General features: G+C 53.2%; 21 protein-coding genes. 1 reads left to right on the top strand and 20 read right to left on the bottom strand.

All coding sequences use genetic code 11. The annotated features are described in order from the left end of the window. Positions 1-49 precede the first annotated feature (49 nt). Complete coding sequence (locus RAC89_RS13135) at positions 50-1,000, bottom strand: ROK family glucokinase (protein WP_284643422.1); 951 nt, start codon at positions 998-1,000, stop codon at positions 50-52. Between the two features lie 210 nt (positions 1,001-1,210). Between RAC89_RS13135 and RAC89_RS13130 the strand changes: the two genes are divergently transcribed. Beyond that, positions 1,211-1,384 (top strand): hypothetical protein, encoded by a 174-nt coding sequence (locus RAC89_RS13130; RefSeq protein ID WP_284643421.1) that lies wholly within the window; start codon positions 1,211-1,213, stop codon positions 1,382-1,384. Positions 1,385-1,464: 80 nt separating this feature from the next. Here RAC89_RS13130 and trxB read toward each other — a convergent pair whose 3' ends face one another. The 19 genes from trxB to RAC89_RS13035 form a co-directional block, all read right to left on the bottom strand. After that, positions 1,465-2,412, bottom strand: coding sequence for a thioredoxin-disulfide reductase (trxB, locus tag RAC89_RS13125; RefSeq protein ID WP_284643420.1), 948 nt, complete (start codon positions 2,410-2,412; stop codon positions 1,465-1,467). 90 nt (positions 2,413-2,502) lie between these two features. Then, positions 2,503-4,257: a tetratricopeptide repeat protein gene (locus RAC89_RS13120; RefSeq protein ID WP_306613978.1), complete on the bottom strand. Its 1,755-nt coding sequence runs from the start codon at positions 4,255-4,257 to the stop codon at positions 2,503-2,505. Positions 4,258-4,408: 151 nt separating this feature from the next. Beyond that, positions 4,409-5,359, bottom strand: a complete 951-nt coding sequence (locus tag RAC89_RS13115) for a ribose-phosphate diphosphokinase (protein ID WP_284643418.1) — start codon at positions 5,357-5,359, stop codon at positions 4,409-4,411. 121 nt (positions 5,360-5,480) lie between these two features. Continuing rightward, complete coding sequence (hisJ, locus tag RAC89_RS13110; protein ID WP_284643417.1) at positions 5,481-6,293, bottom strand: histidinol-phosphatase HisJ; 813 nt, start codon at positions 6,291-6,293, stop codon at positions 5,481-5,483. Between the two features lie 11 nt (positions 6,294-6,304). Continuing rightward, a complete protein-coding gene (gene hisIE / locus RAC89_RS13105; RefSeq protein WP_306613976.1) occupies positions 6,305-6,988 on the bottom strand; it encodes a bifunctional phosphoribosyl-AMP cyclohydrolase/phosphoribosyl-ATP diphosphatase HisIE in 684 nt (227 codons plus the stop codon). After that, the gene (gene hisF / locus RAC89_RS13100) at positions 6,985-7,743 is read right to left on the bottom strand and encodes an imidazole glycerol phosphate synthase subunit HisF (protein WP_306613975.1); all 759 of its coding nucleotides are present in this window, start codon (positions 7,741-7,743) and stop codon (positions 6,985-6,987) included. Before hisF ends, hisIE begins: the two co-directional genes overlap by 4 nt. 42 nt (positions 7,744-7,785) lie before the next feature. Next, positions 7,786-8,409 (bottom strand): imidazole glycerol phosphate synthase subunit HisH, encoded by a 624-nt coding sequence (gene hisH / locus RAC89_RS13095; RefSeq protein WP_306613973.1) that lies wholly within the window; start codon positions 8,407-8,409, stop codon positions 7,786-7,788. 2 nt (positions 8,410-8,411) lie between these two features. Next, entirely contained in the window at positions 8,412-9,023 is a 612-nt protein-coding gene (hisB, locus tag RAC89_RS13090; protein ID WP_306613972.1) for an imidazoleglycerol-phosphate dehydratase HisB, read from the bottom strand. Further along, on the bottom strand, positions 9,016-10,305 hold the full coding sequence (hisD, locus tag RAC89_RS13085) for a histidinol dehydrogenase (protein ID WP_306613971.1): 1,290 nt from the start codon (positions 10,303-10,305) through the stop codon (positions 9,016-9,018). The genes hisB and hisD overlap by 8 nt, the downstream gene beginning before the upstream one ends. A 30-nt stretch (positions 10,306-10,335) precedes the next feature. Continuing rightward, positions 10,336-10,986 carry an ATP phosphoribosyltransferase gene (gene hisG / locus RAC89_RS13080; RefSeq protein WP_306613970.1) on the bottom strand — a complete coding sequence of 217 codons (651 nt, stop codon included), beginning with the start codon at positions 10,984-10,986 and terminating at the stop codon, positions 10,336-10,338. 15 nt (positions 10,987-11,001) lie between these two features. After that, positions 11,002-12,204 carry an ATP phosphoribosyltransferase regulatory subunit gene (locus RAC89_RS13075; RefSeq protein ID WP_306613968.1) on the bottom strand — a complete coding sequence of 401 codons (1,203 nt, stop codon included), beginning with the start codon at positions 12,202-12,204 and terminating at the stop codon, positions 11,002-11,004. Between the two features lie 489 nt (positions 12,205-12,693). Then, positions 12,694-13,200: an acyltransferase gene (locus RAC89_RS13070; RefSeq protein ID WP_306613967.1), complete on the bottom strand. Its 507-nt coding sequence runs from the start codon at positions 13,198-13,200 to the stop codon at positions 12,694-12,696. Then, the gene (gene ppaX / locus RAC89_RS13065; RefSeq protein WP_306613966.1) at positions 13,197-13,850 is read right to left on the bottom strand and encodes a pyrophosphatase PpaX; all 654 of its coding nucleotides are present in this window, start codon (positions 13,848-13,850) and stop codon (positions 13,197-13,199) included. The genes RAC89_RS13070 and ppaX overlap by 4 nt, the downstream gene beginning before the upstream one ends. Positions 13,851-13,867: 17 nt before the next feature. After that, positions 13,868-14,860: a prolipoprotein diacylglyceryl transferase gene (gene lgt, locus RAC89_RS13060; protein ID WP_306613965.1), complete on the bottom strand. Its 993-nt coding sequence runs from the start codon at positions 14,858-14,860 to the stop codon at positions 13,868-13,870. A gap of 15 nt (positions 14,861-14,875) precedes the next feature. Further along, positions 14,876-15,817, bottom strand: coding sequence for an HPr(Ser) kinase/phosphatase (gene hprK / locus RAC89_RS13055; RefSeq protein WP_284643402.1), 942 nt, complete (start codon positions 15,815-15,817; stop codon positions 14,876-14,878). A 293-nt stretch (positions 15,818-16,110) separates the two neighbouring features. Then, positions 16,111-17,235: an ABC transporter ATP-binding protein gene (locus RAC89_RS13050; protein WP_306613964.1), complete on the bottom strand. Its 1,125-nt coding sequence runs from the start codon at positions 17,233-17,235 to the stop codon at positions 16,111-16,113. A gap of 90 nt (positions 17,236-17,325) precedes the next feature. Next, a complete protein-coding gene (locus RAC89_RS13045) occupies positions 17,326-18,462 on the bottom strand; it encodes a PucR family transcriptional regulator (protein ID WP_284643398.1) in 1,137 nt (378 codons plus the stop codon). Positions 18,463-18,592: 130 nt separating this feature from the next. Next, complete coding sequence (locus tag RAC89_RS13040; RefSeq protein WP_306613963.1) at positions 18,593-19,066, bottom strand: C40 family peptidase; 474 nt, start codon at positions 19,064-19,066, stop codon at positions 18,593-18,595. Positions 19,067-19,079: 13 nt separating this feature from the next. Next, on the bottom strand, positions 19,080-19,448 hold the full coding sequence (locus RAC89_RS13035; RefSeq protein WP_306613962.1) for a C40 family peptidase: 369 nt from the start codon (positions 19,446-19,448) through the stop codon (positions 19,080-19,082). Between the last annotated feature and the right edge of the window lie 11 nt (positions 19,449-19,459).

Here is a 19,459-nt window from a genome sequence, read left to right as displayed (position 1 = left end):
TGCCTACGGGCGGTTCCAACTGGAACCGCCCTGGATAGGTCTAGGTTGATTAGCCGCGCAGATTCAGGCCTGCCGCGCCGACTACACCGGCGTCGTTACCCAGAACGGCAGGAACGATATCCACGCCTTCCTTCGCCGTTTCTTGCGCACAGCCGTAGTAATACTTGCGAATCGCTTCGAAGAGGATATCGCCGGCCTTGGATACGCCGCCCCCTACGATGAATCGCTGCGGGTTAACGACCACGGATACGGTCGCCATTGACTTGCCAAGATACATGGCAGCGCGGTTAATAATGCGGAGCGCTACCTCATCGCCGGTCTTTGCAGCGTCGAAGACATCCTTCGCCATGATATTCTCAACCAGCGCTAGAGATGTATGCTCACCGCGCTCTACTGCTTCCTTCGCCATCCGGATAATGCCTGTCGCCGAGGATACCGTCTCCAGGCAGCCCTTACGGCCGCAGCCGCACGCAATGGACTCGAGGTCCGGTACAATAATCATATGCCCCAGCTCGCCTGCCATGCCATTAAAGCCTTGGTATATCCGACCGTTAATGATAATGCCGCCTCCGACACCCGTACCGAGCGTATAGCACACTACGTTCGGTACGCCTTTGCCCGCGCCGGCCCATGCTTCACCAAGCGCAGCGACGTTCGCATCGTTGTCTATTTTTACGGTTTTCCCGAGCTTCTCTTCGAGGATCTTCTTCACTGGCACATTGCGCCAGCCGAGGTTGGGAGACAGCTTGATAAAGCCTTCCGGAATGTCCATAAAGCCAGCGATACCGGCACCGATTCCGGCAACCTGCTCCCATTCGTAAGGTGATTCTTGTACGAGCTTCCTTACATATTGAGCGATGTTCTCAAGCACTACGTCCGAGCCGTGCTCGGTTCCCGTTGGCCCCTCGTATGTCTGCAGCAAATTCCCCTGCTCGTCACATAACCCCACCTTAATGGCCGTACCGCCTAAATCCACTCCTACGTATACCTTATCCGCCACTGACTCTTCACCTCATAAGAAATAATGTTCCCTGGATTAACCGATATGCACTCTTTATGACCAATATTAAGCTAACGGTCTCCATTGGTCAAGATGAGTCGCGGCAGTAGGGCCGATTTTCCATTCATAGGTACTACGCGGATAAACCGATTCCGTTTCGGGTCATATTATGGGCGAAGACTTATTCTTGAGGAAAAGGAGGTGAATCCCATGGCACTTCATGGCACCCCTGCCGAGGACCGCACGACCAAGAAGAACCGTACCGCTACGGACCGCGATATCGCGAATGCGCAGGAATATACGGCGGCTCTGGCCCAAGAGGATCAGCTGAATGCCGATGCGGCCGAGCCGGTGGCTTCCGTGCAGCAAGAGGAGCTTCAGTAAGGAACCTTCTTCTAAAATTACAACAAAAAAGCTGTCCCCGCTAGGCAATCATAGCCCTGTGGGAACAGCTTTTTGCTTTTTTACAGCGATTGGCTCCAGTCATGCACCATGTGGCCTTCGAGGAACTTCTCGCAGTCCAGCGCCGCCATACAGCCGCTGCCAGCCGCCGTAATCGCCTGGCGGTACTTGCTGTCCTGAACGTCGCCGCAGGCGAAGACGCCCGGAATGTTCGTCATCGATGTGCCTGGCTTCACTTGAATGTAGCCTACCTCATCCGTTGTGATCTGACCTGCCAAGAAATCCGTGTTCGGCTTATGACCGATGGCTACGAAAATCCCGTCGGTTTCAATGATTTCCTCCGCACCCGTTTCGTTGTCACGCACCTTCAGACCGGTTACTCCTTTGTCGCCGGAAACGACGGCAAGAGGCGTCTTGTTCAAGCTCCAGCTGATCTTTTCATTCTCGCGGGCGCGATCCTGCATGATCTTCGAAGCACGCAGCTCATTGCGACGGTGTACCAGCTGAACCTCTGTGGCAAAGCGAGTAAGGAAATTCGCCTCCTCCATCGCAGAGTCTCCGCCGCCGACCACGATAATCTTCTTGCCGCGGAAGAAGAAGCCGTCGCAGGTTGCGCAGGTGCTTACGCCGCGGCCAATCATTTCCTTCTCGTTCTCGATGCCTAGCAGCTTCGCAGATGCGCCGGTAGAGATGATCAACGTTTCCGCTTCGATCTCTCCCATGCCCTCTACCGTCAGCTTGAATGGGCGCTTGGACGTGTCCACGCTGTTCACCCAGCCGGTCTTGAACTCCGCGCCGAAGCGTTCCGCTTGCTTTCGCATATTGGCCATTAATTCGGGTCCCATGATTCCTTCCGGAAAGCCGGGAAAATTCTCGACCTCCGTCGTTGTCGTCAGCTGTCCGCCTGGCTCCGGCCCTTCGATAACCAACGGATTCAGGTTCGCACGCGCCAAGTAAATGGCCGCTGTCAAGCCGGCAGGGCCGGTCCCGATGACGATCGTTTTGTACATACGGATAATTCCTCCTCCAACATGCTGCCAAACCAAAATTTATTAAGAAAAGCTTCTATCGAAAAGAAAACCTCATAGTAGAAGTTTATCCTATCGCTCCGATTTTGAATCAGTTCTAGGCAGCTTGGAGAAAATCGCATTCATCTTCTCTTTCAAGCCGCAGGCCTCGTCAATCAGCTTCACATTCTTGCTTACGGTCGCGACCGACACACCGTAACGCGCGGCTACCTCATGGAAGGGAACCGGCCGGCGATGCATTTTGGCGGTCAAATATTCCAGCGCCGCCGCCCAGCCTTCCACCTTCGTGATCTTCGGCACCGCCGGAAACACCCTGGTTACGTATTCTACCCATAGCGTTTGCAAATCGTACTGCTGCACCAGCTCGTATCTGCGGTTCATATGCGATAAGGCGCAGTCCATCACCTGCTGCCACTTGCGGTCCCAACGCGGTAAGCCTGGGGAAAACGGCGAAGGGGCCACGGCAACCTGACGTCCGTCCAGCACCGCTTTGACCGTGTCCTTATAGCCGATGCTTCGGAGGACGAAGAGAGCCATTTTCTTCAAATAGTCGTCTTCCTCCGGCTGCTGGATAAATTCGAGCAGCGTATCCTTCACCTCATCGTCACCGATCAGGCTGAACGCTTGAATGACCTGCAGCTTCGTGTCCATATCCCCATGACGCAGAGCCCAGAAGAAAGAAGAGCGAACCAGCGGATCCTTCTTCAGATGCTCCGGAAGCCCGTTCTCTGACCGCTCCAAGCCGCGGAACTGCTCCTCGAACGGAAGGTGGTAATGATAGCTTACCGAAGGCTTTACCGCTTCATGACGATACCTGCGGAGCAGGTTCAAATAAAACCGGGGAATTTCCGAGCCCGGGTCAAACTTCTCCGCCTGCCGCCACTGGCGTTCCGCCTCATCGTATCGCTTCGTTTGGTAAGCAGCCACCGCCGTATAGTGGAACAGACAAGGGTCGAAGCCCGCTTCTCCTGTTTTCAGCAAGCGCTTGAACAAATGGTACGCCGCCTCGTGCTCGCTAAGAATGCCCATCGTGGTTGCCAGCTTAAACACATGGTCCTGATGGAAAGGATACATCTTGCGCAGCAGCATCAGCAGCTCATTCAGATTGTCGCGGTCACCGAAATGCTGATAGAAGATGGCCAGGTTGCAAAGTGCGTGCAAGTTGCCCGGCTCCAGCTCCAGCACCTGTTTGATCATATCGACGGATTTATCGAAATGCCCCATATAGTAATAAGCAAGCGCCAAATTATTCCGGGCCGCCATGAAATCGGGGTGCTTCTTAATCAGCTTCTCCATAATCCGAACCGCTTCCGCGAACTTGCCTTCCTCCAGCAGCGAACGGGCGCGGTCATGCTCGAAGAGGCCTTCCCTGGACTTAATCGTAGCCAGCTTCGTCGGACGGTCGAGCTCGTAGCTGAGCAGCTCCATCATTTCTTCCGATTCCTCGAGAAACTGCCCGTTCGGATCATTCTCCAGATAATGCACAATCGCCTTCTCGGCCGATTCATAATTTTCCATATTGGCAAAATTATTGGCCATATAGAAATAACACTCGGTCATCGAGGGATCAATGACATCGAGCACATTTTGCAATATCTTGTTGGACTCCTCATAATTGCCCATCTCCGACAGCAGTCCTGCCAGATTGCAGTGGTTCACAGGATTCTCGGGTTCGTATTCGGCGGCACGTTTAAAATACTTCAGTGCCTTATCATATCGATATCGGTCCATGGACTGAACGGCTTTCTCGAAAAAGAACGTAGCGTCCAGTTTCATCGGGATAATATTCGTAGTGGGTTTAAGCTGTACGCGTTTTTTCTTCTCCATGCAAGGCACCTCCGTGGTCCGTCCGGAACTCGCTCAGAAATCCGGGGTAATCTTAATGTACCTCTATAGTAACATACTCCGGCCCAAAATCGTAATCGATTCCTGAGCCGGAGCACGAAGTGTCGCAATATTTTAATTGGAAATAGGGAATCTATACGCCGCCGTACTTGAACAAGGAGCTGATCGAGCCGCCGGATTGGATGATGCGGATAGCATCCGAAAGCAGATGAGCTACGGAGAGCACCTTAAACTTCTCAGGATGATCGTCCGGAATCGCAATCGAGTCGGTAATAATAACTTCCTTAATGTTCGGATGGTTCAAGCGCTCCAAGGCTGGCCCGGAGAATACCGCGTGGGTGGCAAGAATGTAAACGTCCTTGGCGCCGCGTTCCTTCAGCCCTTCCACGACGTTGACGATTGTCGTACCCGTATCAATCAAGTCTTCGATAATAACAGGCGTTTTGCCTTCCACATCCCCGATGACGTGAGTAACGACAGCTTCATTGTGCGCATAACGCTTCTTGAACATCATTGCGATCGGCGCTTCGATCACGTTCGCCAGGTTCTCAGCTCGCGTTACGCCGCCGGCATCCGGAGAAACCACGATCAAGTCTTCGATATTCTTCTTCTTGATGTAACCGCTGAGAAGATCCAGCGCGGTTAAGTGGTCTACCGGAATATTGAAGAAGCCCTGAATGGCCGGAGCATGCAGATCGATCGTAATGACGCGGTGTGCGCCTGCCGTTGTGAGCAGATCAGCTACCAGCTTAGCCGAGATCGGTTCCCGTGGAGCCGCCTTGCGCTCTTGGCGGGAATACCCGTAATATGGAACGACAAGATTGATCGTCCGTGCCGATGCCCTCTTCGCCGCATCCATCATGACGAGCAGCTCCATGAAGTGTTCGTTGATCGGGTGAGAGAACGTCTGCACCAAGAAGACGTCACAGTTCCGAATGCTTTCCTCATAGAGGCAGTAGACCTCGCCGCTTTTGAATCGGGACAGTTTGATGTTACCCAGCGGAACCCCCAGCTCCCGGCAGATCCGCTCTGCCAATTGGGGATTGGATGATCCCGAGAATATTTTCACCTTGTCGCTGTGCATGATAACCTCCGCATATTATCTTAGATTCCTTAGTCCATGTTGACATGTTTCTACATCATCAGCCCTGTGACGATTTACACAATATTTAAAAAGTCCGACATTCCCATTATACATGAATTCGTCAAAATCCAATAGGCACCATCGTGCGTTTCCGACCCTTAAATGTGGCTAAATCGGTAAAACCGACGTCCTTCAGCAGGGCCACCGCTTGATCGAGATATTGCGCGAGCCGTTCCGGCTGGTGGCAGTCCGATCCAATCGTTATAGGTATTCCCAATTGCAGGGCATATTCAAGCATGCGGCGGCTTGGAAACATTTCGTTTACGGGCATGCGGAGTCCCGATGCGTTCAGTTCAATAGCCAACCCGGCCGTCTTCACGGCCTCCAGCGCTTCCCGCTCCAGATGCTCCGTAGGCTGCTCCGGCTTGAAGCCGAAGCGTTTGATAACGTCAATATGACCGAGGTAGTCGTAGAAGCCCGTCCGGGCCGCCTTTTTCACCGCGTCATAATATTGAACGTACACCTCGTAGGCGTCGCGTTCCTTCCATCCGTCCGTTTGCCGGTAATCCGTGATATCCCATTCCCCGAGAAAATGCACCGAGCCGATCACGTAATCCCACGGATACGCCTTCACAATGCGCTCGATGTCCCGCTCATAGCCTTCAATGTAGTCCCCCTCCAAACCGACTCGGATGTCGATCTGCCGCTTGTATTTCTCCTGGAGACGGAATGCCTCTTCGACATAGTTCGGCAATTCCTCCATCGGCATCGCCATACCCGGGAGATATGTTGCCGGGTCTACATGGAGCAAGGGCATGTGATCGGACAGCCCCAATTGAGTGAGTCCGATCTCAATGCCCTTCAGCACGTATTCCTCCAGCTCGCCCGACGCATGACCACACCTAACGTGGTGGGTATGATAATCGATCAGCATGTTGGAGCTCCTTACTTTTTGGTATTGTGGCGGCGGTCCAGCTCACGCATAACCTCATCCAGCGGCAGCTTCTGCTCGCGCAGCAGCACCATCAGATGGAAAATCAGGTCGCTGGCTTCATAACGAAGCTCGTCGGCATCGCGGTTCTTCGCGGCGATGATGACCTCGGCGGCCTCCTCCCCGACCTTTTTGAGGATTTTGTCGACCCCTTTTTCAAACAAGTACGTAGTATAGGCTCCTTCCGGACGCTCTGCATCCCGCTGCGCAATAACCGATTCCAGTGCGTTCAGGATCGCGAAGCGGTCGCTGCCTGCAGCTTCTCCGGTCCCTTGAACCGCGCCCAGCTTCACTTCATTATAGAAGCAGCTGTATCGGCCGGTATGGCAGGCAGCACCCGCTTGATCTACCAGCACCAACAGCGTGTCGCCGTCGCAGTCGTAACGGAGCGCCTTGACCTTCTGCGTGTGTCCGCTGGTCGCGCCCTTATGCCACAGCTCGTTGCGGGAACGGCTCCAGAACCACGTTTCTCCCGATTCGATCGTCAGCTTCAGTGAATCCTGATTCATATAAGCCATCATGAGGACTTCCTTGCTTACGGCATCCTGCACAATCGCAGGCACCAGGCCGTTAGCGTCCCATTTGATCGCTGCATTCAGCTCTTCCACGTTGGTGATTCCCCCAGCTTGCTCACTCACCGTACTTCCACTCCTCTGCTTCGGAGGTCCTGCTTGACCTCACCTATCGTCATTTCCTTATAGTGAAAAATCGTTGCGGCCAATCCTGCATCCGCTTTGCCTTCGCCAAACACATCGTAGAAATGTTCTTTCTTCCCCGCTCCGCCGGAAGCAATCACCGGAATGCTGACCGTCTCCGATACCGCCCGGGTCAGCTTCAGGTCAAAGCCGTCCTTTGTTCCGTCCGCGTCCATGCTGGTCAGCAGGATTTCCCCGGCGCCGAGCTCCTCAATCCGCTTGACCCACTCCAGCGCCCTAATTCCCGTGCCGTTACGGCCGCCGTGGGTGAACACTTCCCACTCGCCCCATTCGCTATTAAACCGGGCATCCACCGCGACAACGATGCATTGGGATCCGAATCGGCGGGCGCCGTCCGAGACGAGCTGAGGATTTCTCACCGCCGCCGTATTGATCCCGATCTTATCCGCACCCGCACGCAGCAGCCTCTTCATATCGTCCACGCTGGCAATGCCGCCGCCTACGGTAAAAGGAATCGTGATTTCCCCCGCCGTCTGCTTGACGACCTCGATCATGGTCGCTCTGCCTTCATGGGAGGCCGAAATGTCAAGGAATACCAGTTCGTCAGCGCCTTCCTTATCGTAAATCGCCGCCAGCTCGACAGGGTCTCCTGCATCCCGAAGGTTTACGAAATTCACACCCTTTACGACACGGCCGTCCTTCACATCAAGGCAAGGAATGATTCGTTTAGCCAACATCTCTTGTATTGCCCCCTCTCCCTATCGAATCATTAATTGAAGTTATCCCTTAACAGAAGCTGCATTGACACACATAGCCAGAAAATTCCCCAGCAGCTTCATGCCGACTTCTCCGCTTTTCTCCGGGTGAAACTGCATGCCGAATACGTTGTCTCTTCCCACAATCGCTGTTACCTGTTGGAAGTAATCCGTTGTGGCCAATAGGTCCTCTTTACGTTCAGGCAATACATGGAAGGAGTGTACGAAATACACATGGCCCTCCTCCAGATCACGAAAAAGCGGGCTTGCCTGCTTAAACTCCAGCCGATTCCAGCCCATATGCGGGATTTTGTAGCCGCCTTGGAAACGAACCACGCTGCCAGGCAACAGGTTCAAGCCTTGATTAAGTCCGTGCTCCTCACTGCTGCCGAACAAAAGCTGCATCCCAAGGCAGATGCCCAGCAGCGGCTTTCCCGTCTCGGCATAATGCTTCACGGCTTCGTCCAAATTCGAGGCACGCAGATGCTCCATAGCATCGCCGAAGGCGCCGACGCCCGGCAAAATCGCACCGTCCGCCTCAAGCAGCACCCGCTCCTCCGAAGTCACAACGGCTTCGTAGCCGAGACGCTCCACGGCCTTCGCCACGGAGTGAAGATTGCCCATTCCGTAATCGATAATTGCGATCATGCTTACAGCACTCCCTTCGTCGAAGGCACGCCTTTCACACGGGGATCGATTGAAGTTGCCTCGTCGAGCGCGCGTCCGAGCGCCTTGAATACCGCTTCCACCATGTGGTGCGTATTGTGCCCGTAGTGCACGATGACGTGCAGTGTAATGCGCGCTTCGAGTGCGAACTTATGCAGAAACTCATGCACAAGCTCTGTCGTGAAGCTACCGACCGTCTGGGACGGGTACTGGGCACGATATTCCAGGTGGGGACGGTTGCTGATGTCGATGATGACTTGCGCCAGCGCCTCATCCATCGGAATGAACACATTCGCGTAACGCTTGATGCCCTTCTTGTCGCCAAGCGCTTCTCTCACCGTCTGTCCGAGACAAATTCCTATATCCTCCACCGTATGATGATCGTCAATCTCCACATCGCCGATCGCCTTCACGTTCAGGTCGAACTGGCCGTGCTTTGTAAACAGATCCAGCATGTGGTTGAAGAATGGCACATCCGTGTCAATCTCCGAAATCCCCGTTCCATCAATGGCAAAAGAAAGCTTAATATCCGTTTCGTTCGTCCTTCTAGCTACCTCTGCCGAGCGTACCTGCTGCTTTTGCTCTTGTTCAGCCACGAGTGTTCCCTTCCTTCTCCAGTCGAATTTGGATCGCGCGCGCGTGAGCCTCGAGCCCCTCATGACGGGCAAGAGCGATAATTTTCTCGCCGTCGCGCAGCAGCGCTTCCTTGCTATAGTAAATAACGCTTGATTTCTTCATAAAATCGTCCACGTTCAGCGGCGACGAGAACCTTGCGGTTCCGTTCGTCGGTAGCACATGGTTCGGACCGGCAAAATAATCCCCTACCGGCTCCGAGCTGTAAGGACCGAGGAACACGGCGCCGGCGTTTTCGATTTTGCCGAGGTACTGGAACGGCTCCCGCACGATAACCTCGAGATGCTCCGGCGCCAGCTGATTGACGACGCTCACGCCCTCGTCGAGGCTCGCTACGCGCAGGATCGCGCCGTAATCGCGGATCGATTGCGCCGCGATGTCCCGCCGTGGCAGCGCGGCAAGCTGGCGGTCCACCTCGGTGCGGACCGCCTCGGCCAGCTCCGGCGATGGGGTCACCAGAATCGCCGAAGCCATCTCGTCGTGCTCCGCCTGCGAGAGCAGGTCCGCCGCCACGTAGGCGGCGTCCGCGCTCTCATCCGCCAGCACGACAATCTCGCTCGGGCCGGCTATGCTGTCGATGTCGACGGCGCCAAACACGTAACGTTTGGCTAAGGCGACATAGATGTTCCCCGGCCCTACGATCTTGTCGGCCGCCGCGATCGACTCGGTGCCGTAAGCGAGCGCCGCTACGGCCTGCGCCCCGCCGACGCGGTAAATCTCCCGCACTCCGGCTTCGGCTGCCGCTACGAGGATGTGCGGGTTAATGCCCTCCACGCCCGCCGTCGAAGGCGGCGTGACCATCACGATCTCCGGCACGCCGGCCACCTGAGCCGGGATCGCGTTCATCAGCACCGACGAAGGGTAGGCCGCCTTGCCCCCTGGCACGTACAGCCCTACCCGGCGCAGCGGACGGATGACCTGGCCGAGAATGCTTCCATCAGGCTGCAGATCCATCCAAGACGAACGCTTCTGCTTCTCGTGAAAGCGGCGAATGTTCACAGCCGCCTCGCGGATCGCTTCAAGGAACGAAGCGTCTACATGCTGGTAGGCCGCTTGGATTTCCTCTTCGCTCACCCGGAGACCCTCTACCTTCACCTTATCCAATTCGAGCGCCAGCCGACGCAGTGCCGTGTCGCCGTTCACCCGAACGTCTTCGATAATTTGCTTCACGCGCTCGTTCTGTTCCGGTGAGCCGTATTCCACTTCCCGCTTCAGCGAGAAGTCGTTTGCATCCATGATTCTCATCGTTCTTTCGTCCCTCCCATATCGGCCAGGCTAGACCTTCGCCGCTGCTTCCAGCTTCGCTGCAATGACCGGCTGCAGCTTGTCGCACAGCGCTTGAATCGCCTCGTTCTTCATCCGGTAGCTTACCCGGTTCGCAATCAGACGGCTTGTGATCGGGAAGATCACTTCGTGCTCCGCCAGCCCGTTTTCCCGCATCGTCGTCCCGGTTTCCACCATATCCACGATTCGGTCCGCCAAGCCGATCAGCGGCGCGAGCTCGATCGAGCCGTTCAGCTTGATGACCTCTACCTGCTGCCCCTGCTCCCGGAAATATTGGGAGGCTACGTTCGGATACTTCGTCGCTACCCTGGGGTTCAATACCGGCTTCCAGTCCGGTAGGCCGATCACCGACATGCGGCAGCGCGCGATCCCGAGGTCCAGCAGCTCGTACACATTGCGGTTCTCCTCCATGAGGACATCCTTGCCCACGATTCCGATGTCCGCTACCCCATACTCGACGTAAGTCGGTACGTCCACCGGCTTCGCCATGATGAACTCCATGTTCGCCTCCGGCACCGCAATGATCAGCTTCCGCGAATCATCCATATCCTCCGGAATCGTGTAACCCGCTTCTCTCAGCAGCTTCGATGCCTGCTTATAGATACGCCCCTTGGGCATGGCTACCTTCAATAGGTCTTGCATCCGATTCGCCCTCCTTTACAAGCCGAACTCTATTACATCTTGATAAATGACGCCGTTCACACGATACGTTTCATCCGGCTGCAGCTCCGCCCGGAAGCTCCCCGCCTCGTCTACCAGCCTCGTTTCCACCATCACGCCTTCACGACGACGCATGTCTGCTGCCGCTTGCAGTGCTTCCTGACGTTGTGCTGCCGTATAAGCAATAAGGATGCGGTATGGCGCCTCCGGCGTTCCGTACTTGCTGACCGCCTCCAGGATGCGATTCGTCTTCAATGCAAAGCCCGTTGCCGGCGCCGGACGCCCGAATTGGGATAGGAGGTTATCGTACCTGCCGCCGCTGCATACCGGGAAGCCCAAATCTGCCGCATAGCCTTCGAACGTCATACCTGTATAATAGGAGAAATCCCCAATCATCGTTAAATCAATCACCACATGCTCGCTTACTCCGTACGCCTTAAGGACATCCCACACCTCGCATAGATGGCTAATCGCCTGCTGCGCCGTCGGATCCTGCGTTACTTCTCGCGCTTGGCTGCAGATCTCTTGACCGCCGCGGAGCCGTAATATCCCCTCAAGCTCCGATTGTACCGCTTGGGATAAGCCTAGATGACGAATGGTTTCCCGATAGCCTACATAGTCCCGTCCCAGAAGACATTCCTTCAGCGCAACCTGCGCTTCCGGACGATCCGCCAACGTTTCACGGAACAGCCCGTTCAGGAAACCCACATGACCGACAGCCATCTTGAATTCCTTCACTCCGGCCGCTTGCAAGCCTGCTACCGCTAGAGCTATTACTTCCGCATCGGACTCCGAGGAGGCATCCCCTACCAGCTCCACACCTGTCTGGAAAAACTCCGCATCGCGTCCTGCCTCCGCCTCAATGGCGCGAAACACATTCGCGTGGTAGGAAAGTCTCAGCGGAAGCGTCTCCTCCTTCAGAAGGGAGGAAACCACCCGCGCGATCGGAGCAGTCACATCCGAACGAAGCACCAGTGTCGTGCCCTTGCGGTCCAACAGCTTGAACAGCTTCTTATCTTCCGTGGAGCTAGCTACCCCCACAGTGTCGTAATATTCCAGCGTCGGCGTTAAAATTTCGCGATAGCCCCAGCGCTCCATGCATTGAAGCACATTACGCTCAATCCTGCGCAGCTGCGAGATCGCTTCCGGTAAGTAATCCTTCACGCCTGACGGCTTCTCAAACACCTTTGGTTTGGACATTGTTTTACACCTGCCTGCCAGAAATTTATGCCTTATCTCAGAACGTTACAAATAAGGATTGATGCTTAAGCGTTCAGTTATCTGCATGTTGTACAGCTAAATCATGTGTTTAGACAACGTTCCTCAGCTTAGCTGCATTTCGTACATCTAATTTGCCTGTTGGATCCATCTACAGCTATTTCCTGAAAACCGCCAATAAGCCTAAATATAACTTTATAGAATACAGGTAACCATCACGTGCACTTTTGCCAATAACGACTCCGAGCTCAGCTTACAGCCATTACCCAAAGCCTTACGCAGAGCCCCGCAGCATCCAGCGCCAACCCCTCAAGCAAACTTACTTCTAAACTTATTCGCTTTAGTTCGCTAATATGTTACCATGCTACCAAAATAAAGAATGTAATCGTAAGTTTACCACGGAAACCATTGACCGGTCAATGAATTTTCCATGGTTTTTCCGCGCCGGCACTCACTTTTTCCTCCTACGGGTCATCCCTCGTACGACCCTTTACGAACATCCTCACGGATGACACGCAGAGGGTTGCCTGCAACAAAGCTGTAAGGCGCAACATCCTTATGTACGACCGAACCCGCACCAATCACAGCATGATCCCCGATGGTAACCCCCGGCAAAATCGTCGTATTCGCACCGATCATTACATGAGAGCCGATCCGTACATTCCCGAGCCGATATTCTTTAATCAAATACTCATGGGTCAGGATCGTCGAGTTGTACCCGATAATCGTGTTCTCGCCTACTTCAATTCGCTCCGGAAAGAACACATCCACCATGACCATTAAAGCAAAGGAGGTATGCTCTCCCACCTTCATCCCTAACACGCGCCGATAAATCCACCGCTTGAGGGGCAAAGATGGGGCATACCTTGAAATTTGAATGAACACGAAATTTCGTACCGCTTTCCATCTCGAAATCGTGTTGTACATTTGCCATAAGGAATTCGGCCCTTCTACCGGGTACCGTTCCGTTCGTCTCAACGAGCATCACCTTGAATGCCGACAACCTGCAGCAGCTCACGCATGTCATCGATAATATGAGTCGGCTCGTAGCCCTTCAAGTAATCCATTCCCTTCAAGGACCAAGCCACGCCGACGGATACAACACCTGCGTTCTTACCCGCCTCGATATCGTAATGGCTGTCCCCGACCATCGCCGCGGAAGAGGCATCTCCGCCGAGCTCGCGTAAGGCCCGCTGAATCCCCTCCGGATGCGGCTTCGGGTTCTCCACATCCTCTACGGTTACGATCGTGCCAAAGTAATCATACAATCCGCACAGCTTCAAGCCCATCTCGGTGGTAAGCCGGATTTTGCTGGTTACGACTCCAAGCTTCACACCAGCAGCGTGCAGCGCAGCCAGCGTTTCTTTCACGTGGGGGAATTCCTTCACGAATTCATCATGACGCGTTACATTAAATTCCCGATATTTTTTCACCAGATCATCCACCTGCTCGCGCCCGGAAAAATGCACCATCTGCTCCACCAGAGGACGCCCCATGTTTGGAATGATGAACTCCCGCGTCATCGGCGGATCGACAACCCCTTCGAACGTATGCAGGAAGGATTGAATAATCAGCTCGTTCGTGTCGATTATCGTCCCGTCCAAATCAAAAAGTACCGTTTGAATCATGCTTCAAGCTCCTTTGTCTAGCTGTCGATTGTACGTTCGTTTTTTTCCTCGCTGCCCTGCTGCTCAGCCTTGGCTTCGCTCTCCGGCTCCATTACCGTTTCGCCTTGGCGTACGATAGGGTCCGCGTATCTTACCGATGCTGCGCCTGTTTTCCGGCGTATCGTTATGAAAGCAATCCCACCCAAGAAGATCAAGATCGCAACCAGCTGAGATATTCTCACATTGCCGCCGTATGTTAACGTACCCTGGGTAAAGCCGAACCACGTCATCGGCGTCCATAACCAATTAATAAACCCTGCAAGCCACTCCGGTCCCGTAAAGTCCAAACTGTCCGTTCGCAGCGCTTCTACAAAGAAGCGACCGATGGAATACCAGAGGAAATAGCCTGCGAACAGCTCTCCTGCCCGTAAAAACGGTCTACGGCGCAGCCAGAGCAGAAGCAGCAGCCCGACAAGGTTCCATAGCGACTCATATAAGAAGGTCGGATGGTAATATGTGCCCTCGATGAACATTTGCTGCACAATCCAATTCGGCAAATTCAGCGTCTCCCGCAGGAATGCTTCATCGACCGGACCTCCATGAGCCTCTTGGTTCATGAAGTTTCCCCAGCGGCCGATCATCTGCCCCACGATTAACCCTGGAGCGCAAATATCCGCAATACGCCAAAAGTTGTAGCCTTTTTTCCTCGAGTAAATGACGCCTGCTGCGACCGCCCCGATCAGTGCCCCATAGATGGCAATTCCACCGTGCCAGACGGCAAATACCTCCAGCCAATTATCCCGATAATCCTCCCATTTAAAAGCGACGTAATAAATTCGGGCCCCGACGATCGCCGAAGGAACGCCAATAAGTATCAAATCCATGAAAAAATCGGAAGGAATTCTGAATCGCTTTCCTTCCTGGACTGCCAGCAGCAGTCCGACGAGAACAGCCGTTCCTAGAATGATGCCATACCAATGAACCTTGATCGGTCCTAAGGCGATTGCGATAGGATCTATTGCCAACGTCATACCGCCAACCCTCCCTTATTCGATATCATCCATATCCTCGGCGAGCGATTCCGTCAGCTTGTTCGTAAACTGAAGGGCCGCGTTATACCCCATGCGCTTCAACCGGTAGTTCATGGCGGCCACCTCGATGATGACCGCAAGGTTCCTTCCGGGACGGACGGGCACCGTGACTAATGGGATATCCGTATCAATGATGCGTGTCGTCTCTTCATCCAGTCCCAGCCGGTCATACTGCTTGTCCTGCTGCCAGGTTTCCAGCTTGCACACGACGGATATTTTCTTGGCCGTGCGCACGGCTCCCGCACCGAAGAGCGTCATTACATTGATGATACCGATTCCGCGAATTTCCAGCAAATGACGAATCAGCTCCGGTGCGTTGCCAATCAAAGTGTGATCGGCCGTCTGGCGGATTTCTACCGCATCGTCGGCAATTAATCGATGCCCTCTTTTTACAAGCTCCAGCGCCGTCTCACTTTTACCAATTCCGCTTGATCCCGAAATGAGCATGCCGACGCCATAAACATCTACTAATACCCCATGAATCGTTGTCGTCGGAGCGAGACGGTTCTCCAAGAAACCTGTTAACCGGCTCGTAAAGATTGTTGTTGCCGTCCCTGTTCGCAGCACGGGAATCTGATTGTCATTTGCCGCGGCCAATAGCTCAATCGGCGCTTCCAATCCACGGCTCAAAATAATACAAGGCGTTTCCTCCGGCTTACACAGACGGGCCATTCGATCCATACGCTCATCCGAAGAAAGCCCATCGAAAAAGGTTAGCTCCGTCTTCCCCAGAATCTGTACGCGCTCTCTCGGATGAAACTCGAAATACCCGGCGATTTCAAGTCCGGGTCTATATAAGTCCGCTACTGTAATAGGGCGCTTTAAGCCGCCTTCCCCACAGATAATCTCCAAATGAAACTCCGCTACCAAATCTGATACTTTTACCTTCTTCGGCATAGATGAGGTCGTCTCCTTTTGTTATCCCAATATTCTCATCCTAATGGAATTAATCGGGGAAAGCAAGCATGTTGGACCACTTCTCCGTCTCCGAATCCTAAGGGTGGGCCTCAACTGAAACATCTTATCCTTCGATCCCTTTAAATAAAAGTGGATGGATGGGATCGAAGGATAGAACTCGCGGCCCAACCCTTAGGATCCTACGACTGTCGAACTAGTTCAACATGTTGCGAAAAAAAGCAAAAAGAGACCGTCCGAGTTATTCGGACGGTCTCTGGGCGGGTAAGATAATATTAGTTGTTCACGAAGATGGACAGAGTCGTTTCTTTATCGAAGAAATGAACTTTGTTCATGTCGATAGCAAGCTTAACGCTTGTGTTTTCTTTAAAGCCTGCGCGGCCGTCTACACGAGCAACTACGCTTTGAGTACCGATGCCAGTCAAGTGCAAGAGCATTTCATGACCGAGGTTCTCGGACACTTCAATGTGAGCATTCACGATGGAGTTCGGGGAAGCTTCCATGAAGATTGCCTCATCGTGGAAATCCTCCGGACGAACGCCCATAACTACCTCTTTACCGATATAGCCTTTGTCACGCAAAATCTTTGCTTTGCCTTCTGGCAGTTCAACGCTGACTCCGTTAGCCTTGAAGTAAAGGCTGCCACCTTGCTCTGCGAATGTACCGTTGATGAAGTTCATGGATGGGGATCCGATGAAGCCCGCAACGAACATGTTCAGAGGGAAGTTATAGATCTCTTCCGGTGTAGCCGCTTGCTGAATGATCCCTTTATCCATAACGACGATACGATCGCCCATTGTCATCGCTTCTGTTTGGTCATGCGTTACGTAGATAATTGTTGTTTCCAGACGCTTGTGAAGCTTACCGATCTCAGCACGCATCTGTACGCGCAGCTTCGCATCCAAGTTGGAAAGCGGTTCGTCCATCAAGAACACTTGCGGTTCACGGACAATCGCACGTCCCAAGGCAACACGCTGACGCTGACCGCCGGAGAGAGCCTTCGGCTTACGATCCAGCAAGTGAGTGATGTCGAGGATACGAGCAGCTTCGCGAACGCGAGCGTCGATATCGGCTTTCTTGAACTTACGAAGCTTCAAACCGAAAGCCATGTTTTGATACACGTTCATGTGCGGATACAACGCGTAGGACTGGAACACCATCGCGATGTCGCGGTCTTTCGGAGCAACGTCGTTCACAAGACGGTCGCCGATGTACAATTCGCCCTCTGTGATTTCTTCCAAACCTGCGATCATACGAAGCGTTGTGGACTTACCGCAACCGGAAGCGCCTACCAATACCAAGAATTCTTTATCTTTAATTTCCAAGTGGAAATCTTTAACCGTTGCTTCTTCTGCACCCGGATATTTCTTTACGATATGGTTTAAGCGTACGCCTGCCATGATTCATTCCCCCTACGAGATAGTATCAACTTATAGATCCATCTTACCTTACAGACACGCTTATGACTATGCACAATCTTCACAAAAAAATCACTTCCTTTTCGTTACTTTGTACAATAGCATGGCAATCTTCACAAGAACCGCGTCGTTGAAGGTCCGCACGTCCAAACCCGTCTCCTGCTTAAACTTATCGAGTCTGTATAAAAGCGTGTTTCGATGAATATACAGCTTCTTGGCCGTCTCGCTGACATTGCAATCCAGGGCAAAAAACTGCTCCAGCGTCGTCATGGTCTCCGAATCGAGCACCACATCCAGCCGCTTCAGCACCCTCTCCAGGAAGCCGCTTTTCTCCGCCTCGGGAATATGATGTATCAGCTTCTCAAGCTGCAAGCTCCATGGCAAATGCATATTACTGCCTACGTGATAGGTGCGTCCAAGCATGATCGTCTCTCTTAGCTGCAGAATCGCGCTGTATAACGATTTGGCCGGTTTGATCGGATAATGAATGGCCAGATGGCACTCTCCCACCCATTCACTCTCCAGCATTTCGTGTAACCCGTAGCCAATTGCGGCAAGCTGATCCTCCAAGCTTTCCTCATCCTCGGAATCGCGTTCATCCAGCGTATCAGCGGACAGGATCTTTTCCGGACCAAGAATGACCCACTCATTATCCGTTAGAGGAACAAGTGTGATCTCTGCGTCGAAGAAGCTTTCCAGCAGCTTTTTCAGCTCTTGAAATTGCACCCTGCGAGAAGTAGTCGAATCACCGTAAAGCAGCAGCGGGATTTTACTTGAATATAGAGACATCTGGGAGACAAGCGTGTCCGGCATCTCTGCCTGATGGAATCCCAGCTCCTGCTGCTGACGCACCCAATCGCGGACAAGCGCCGCCTTGCGCTCCTCGTCGCTAAGACCTGAGCCTGCACTCTTCTTGTCACCGCTGCGCTTGAGTCCTGACGTTATCGTTAATGAAACCAGTTGCCGCTCTACAGCCGTTACGCCTGCCGATGGGAGCTGCAATAGATGCGCCTCTTGACCTTCCTTTTGCACAAGAAAAAAGAGGCTCTCCCCCTGCTCCATGCTTCGACCCGGCATAACCGCTTGGTCCGCTTCCCGATTACTACTTTGCTTTACGGCCTGAAGCCAATCGCTCCAAGGCCATCGGATCCATTGTACGGGCACATTCAGAATTTGCTGCAGCTTCTCTCTCAACTGTTCCCAATCCATTCCGAGGCTCCTTACTCTCTATATAATAGTGATCACCGTATGAATACTACCTCTATTGTATCACAACCGTATCTAGTTTTATGGAAAAAAATAAACCCTGCCGTTTCGCAGGGTTCGGATAACTTCGAAATTATAGAACGCGGCGGGCCGTTACATAATGCTCCTTCCACCAACCGCTTTCGATTGTACTGTATTTTACCCCGCCTTCGCCGTAGGTATGAATCATCATGCCGTTACCGACATACATCCCAACATGTCCGATTTTACCACCGGAATCCTTGGTTGTGAAGAATACGAGATCTCCCGTTTCCAGGTTGCTCTTACTTATATAACGGCCTTCCTTCGCTTGGTCTCGGGATACGCGAGGGAGCTCAATGCCATGCTTGTTATAAATCCACTTCATAAAGGAAGAGCAATCGAAGGTCCGGGTTTGCCCATATTTCGCCCCAAAATCATAAGGAGTGCCCAAGTATTGTCTTGCTGTCAGCACCAAGCCGACTTTCTTCTGGTCGTCACTGCTAAGTACGCGTCGGGCTCCGATAAACTGACTCTTATACAGATCGACATCACGAGTAATTACCTCATCCTTCGCTTTGGACGCCATGACCATTTTATCATTACCAATATAAATTGCTGAGAAGCTTGGGTTCTTTGCCGCCGGAGCCGAAGAAAAGCACATCGCCAGGCTTGACACTGCTTAGCGTTTTTATGAACGGCTTGTTCATCTTGTATTGAGCATCGAGGGAACGAGGCATATTATAATCAATCTTTTCAAATACATAATGGATCAGACCGGAAGCATCAAACCCGTTACTCATGCTTTCCCCGCCGAGGGTATACTCCTTGCCTACCGTCTTTTTGGCCAAGGATACAGCATCCATATCATCATAGGCGGCAAAGGCCGAGCCCGCAAAAACCCCTGTCAACATAACCGTCATCGCGACAGTCAGCCCTGCCGTACGAATTACAGCGCTTTTCTTCAACATGAAACGCTTCC

The sequence above is a fragment of the Paenibacillus sp. GD4 genome (genome assembly GCF_030846225.1).
Classification (GTDB): Bacteria; Bacillota; Bacilli; order Paenibacillales; family NBRC-103111; genus Paenibacillus_G; species Paenibacillus_G silviterrae.
This window is presented reverse-complemented; position numbering and strand designations above follow the sequence as displayed.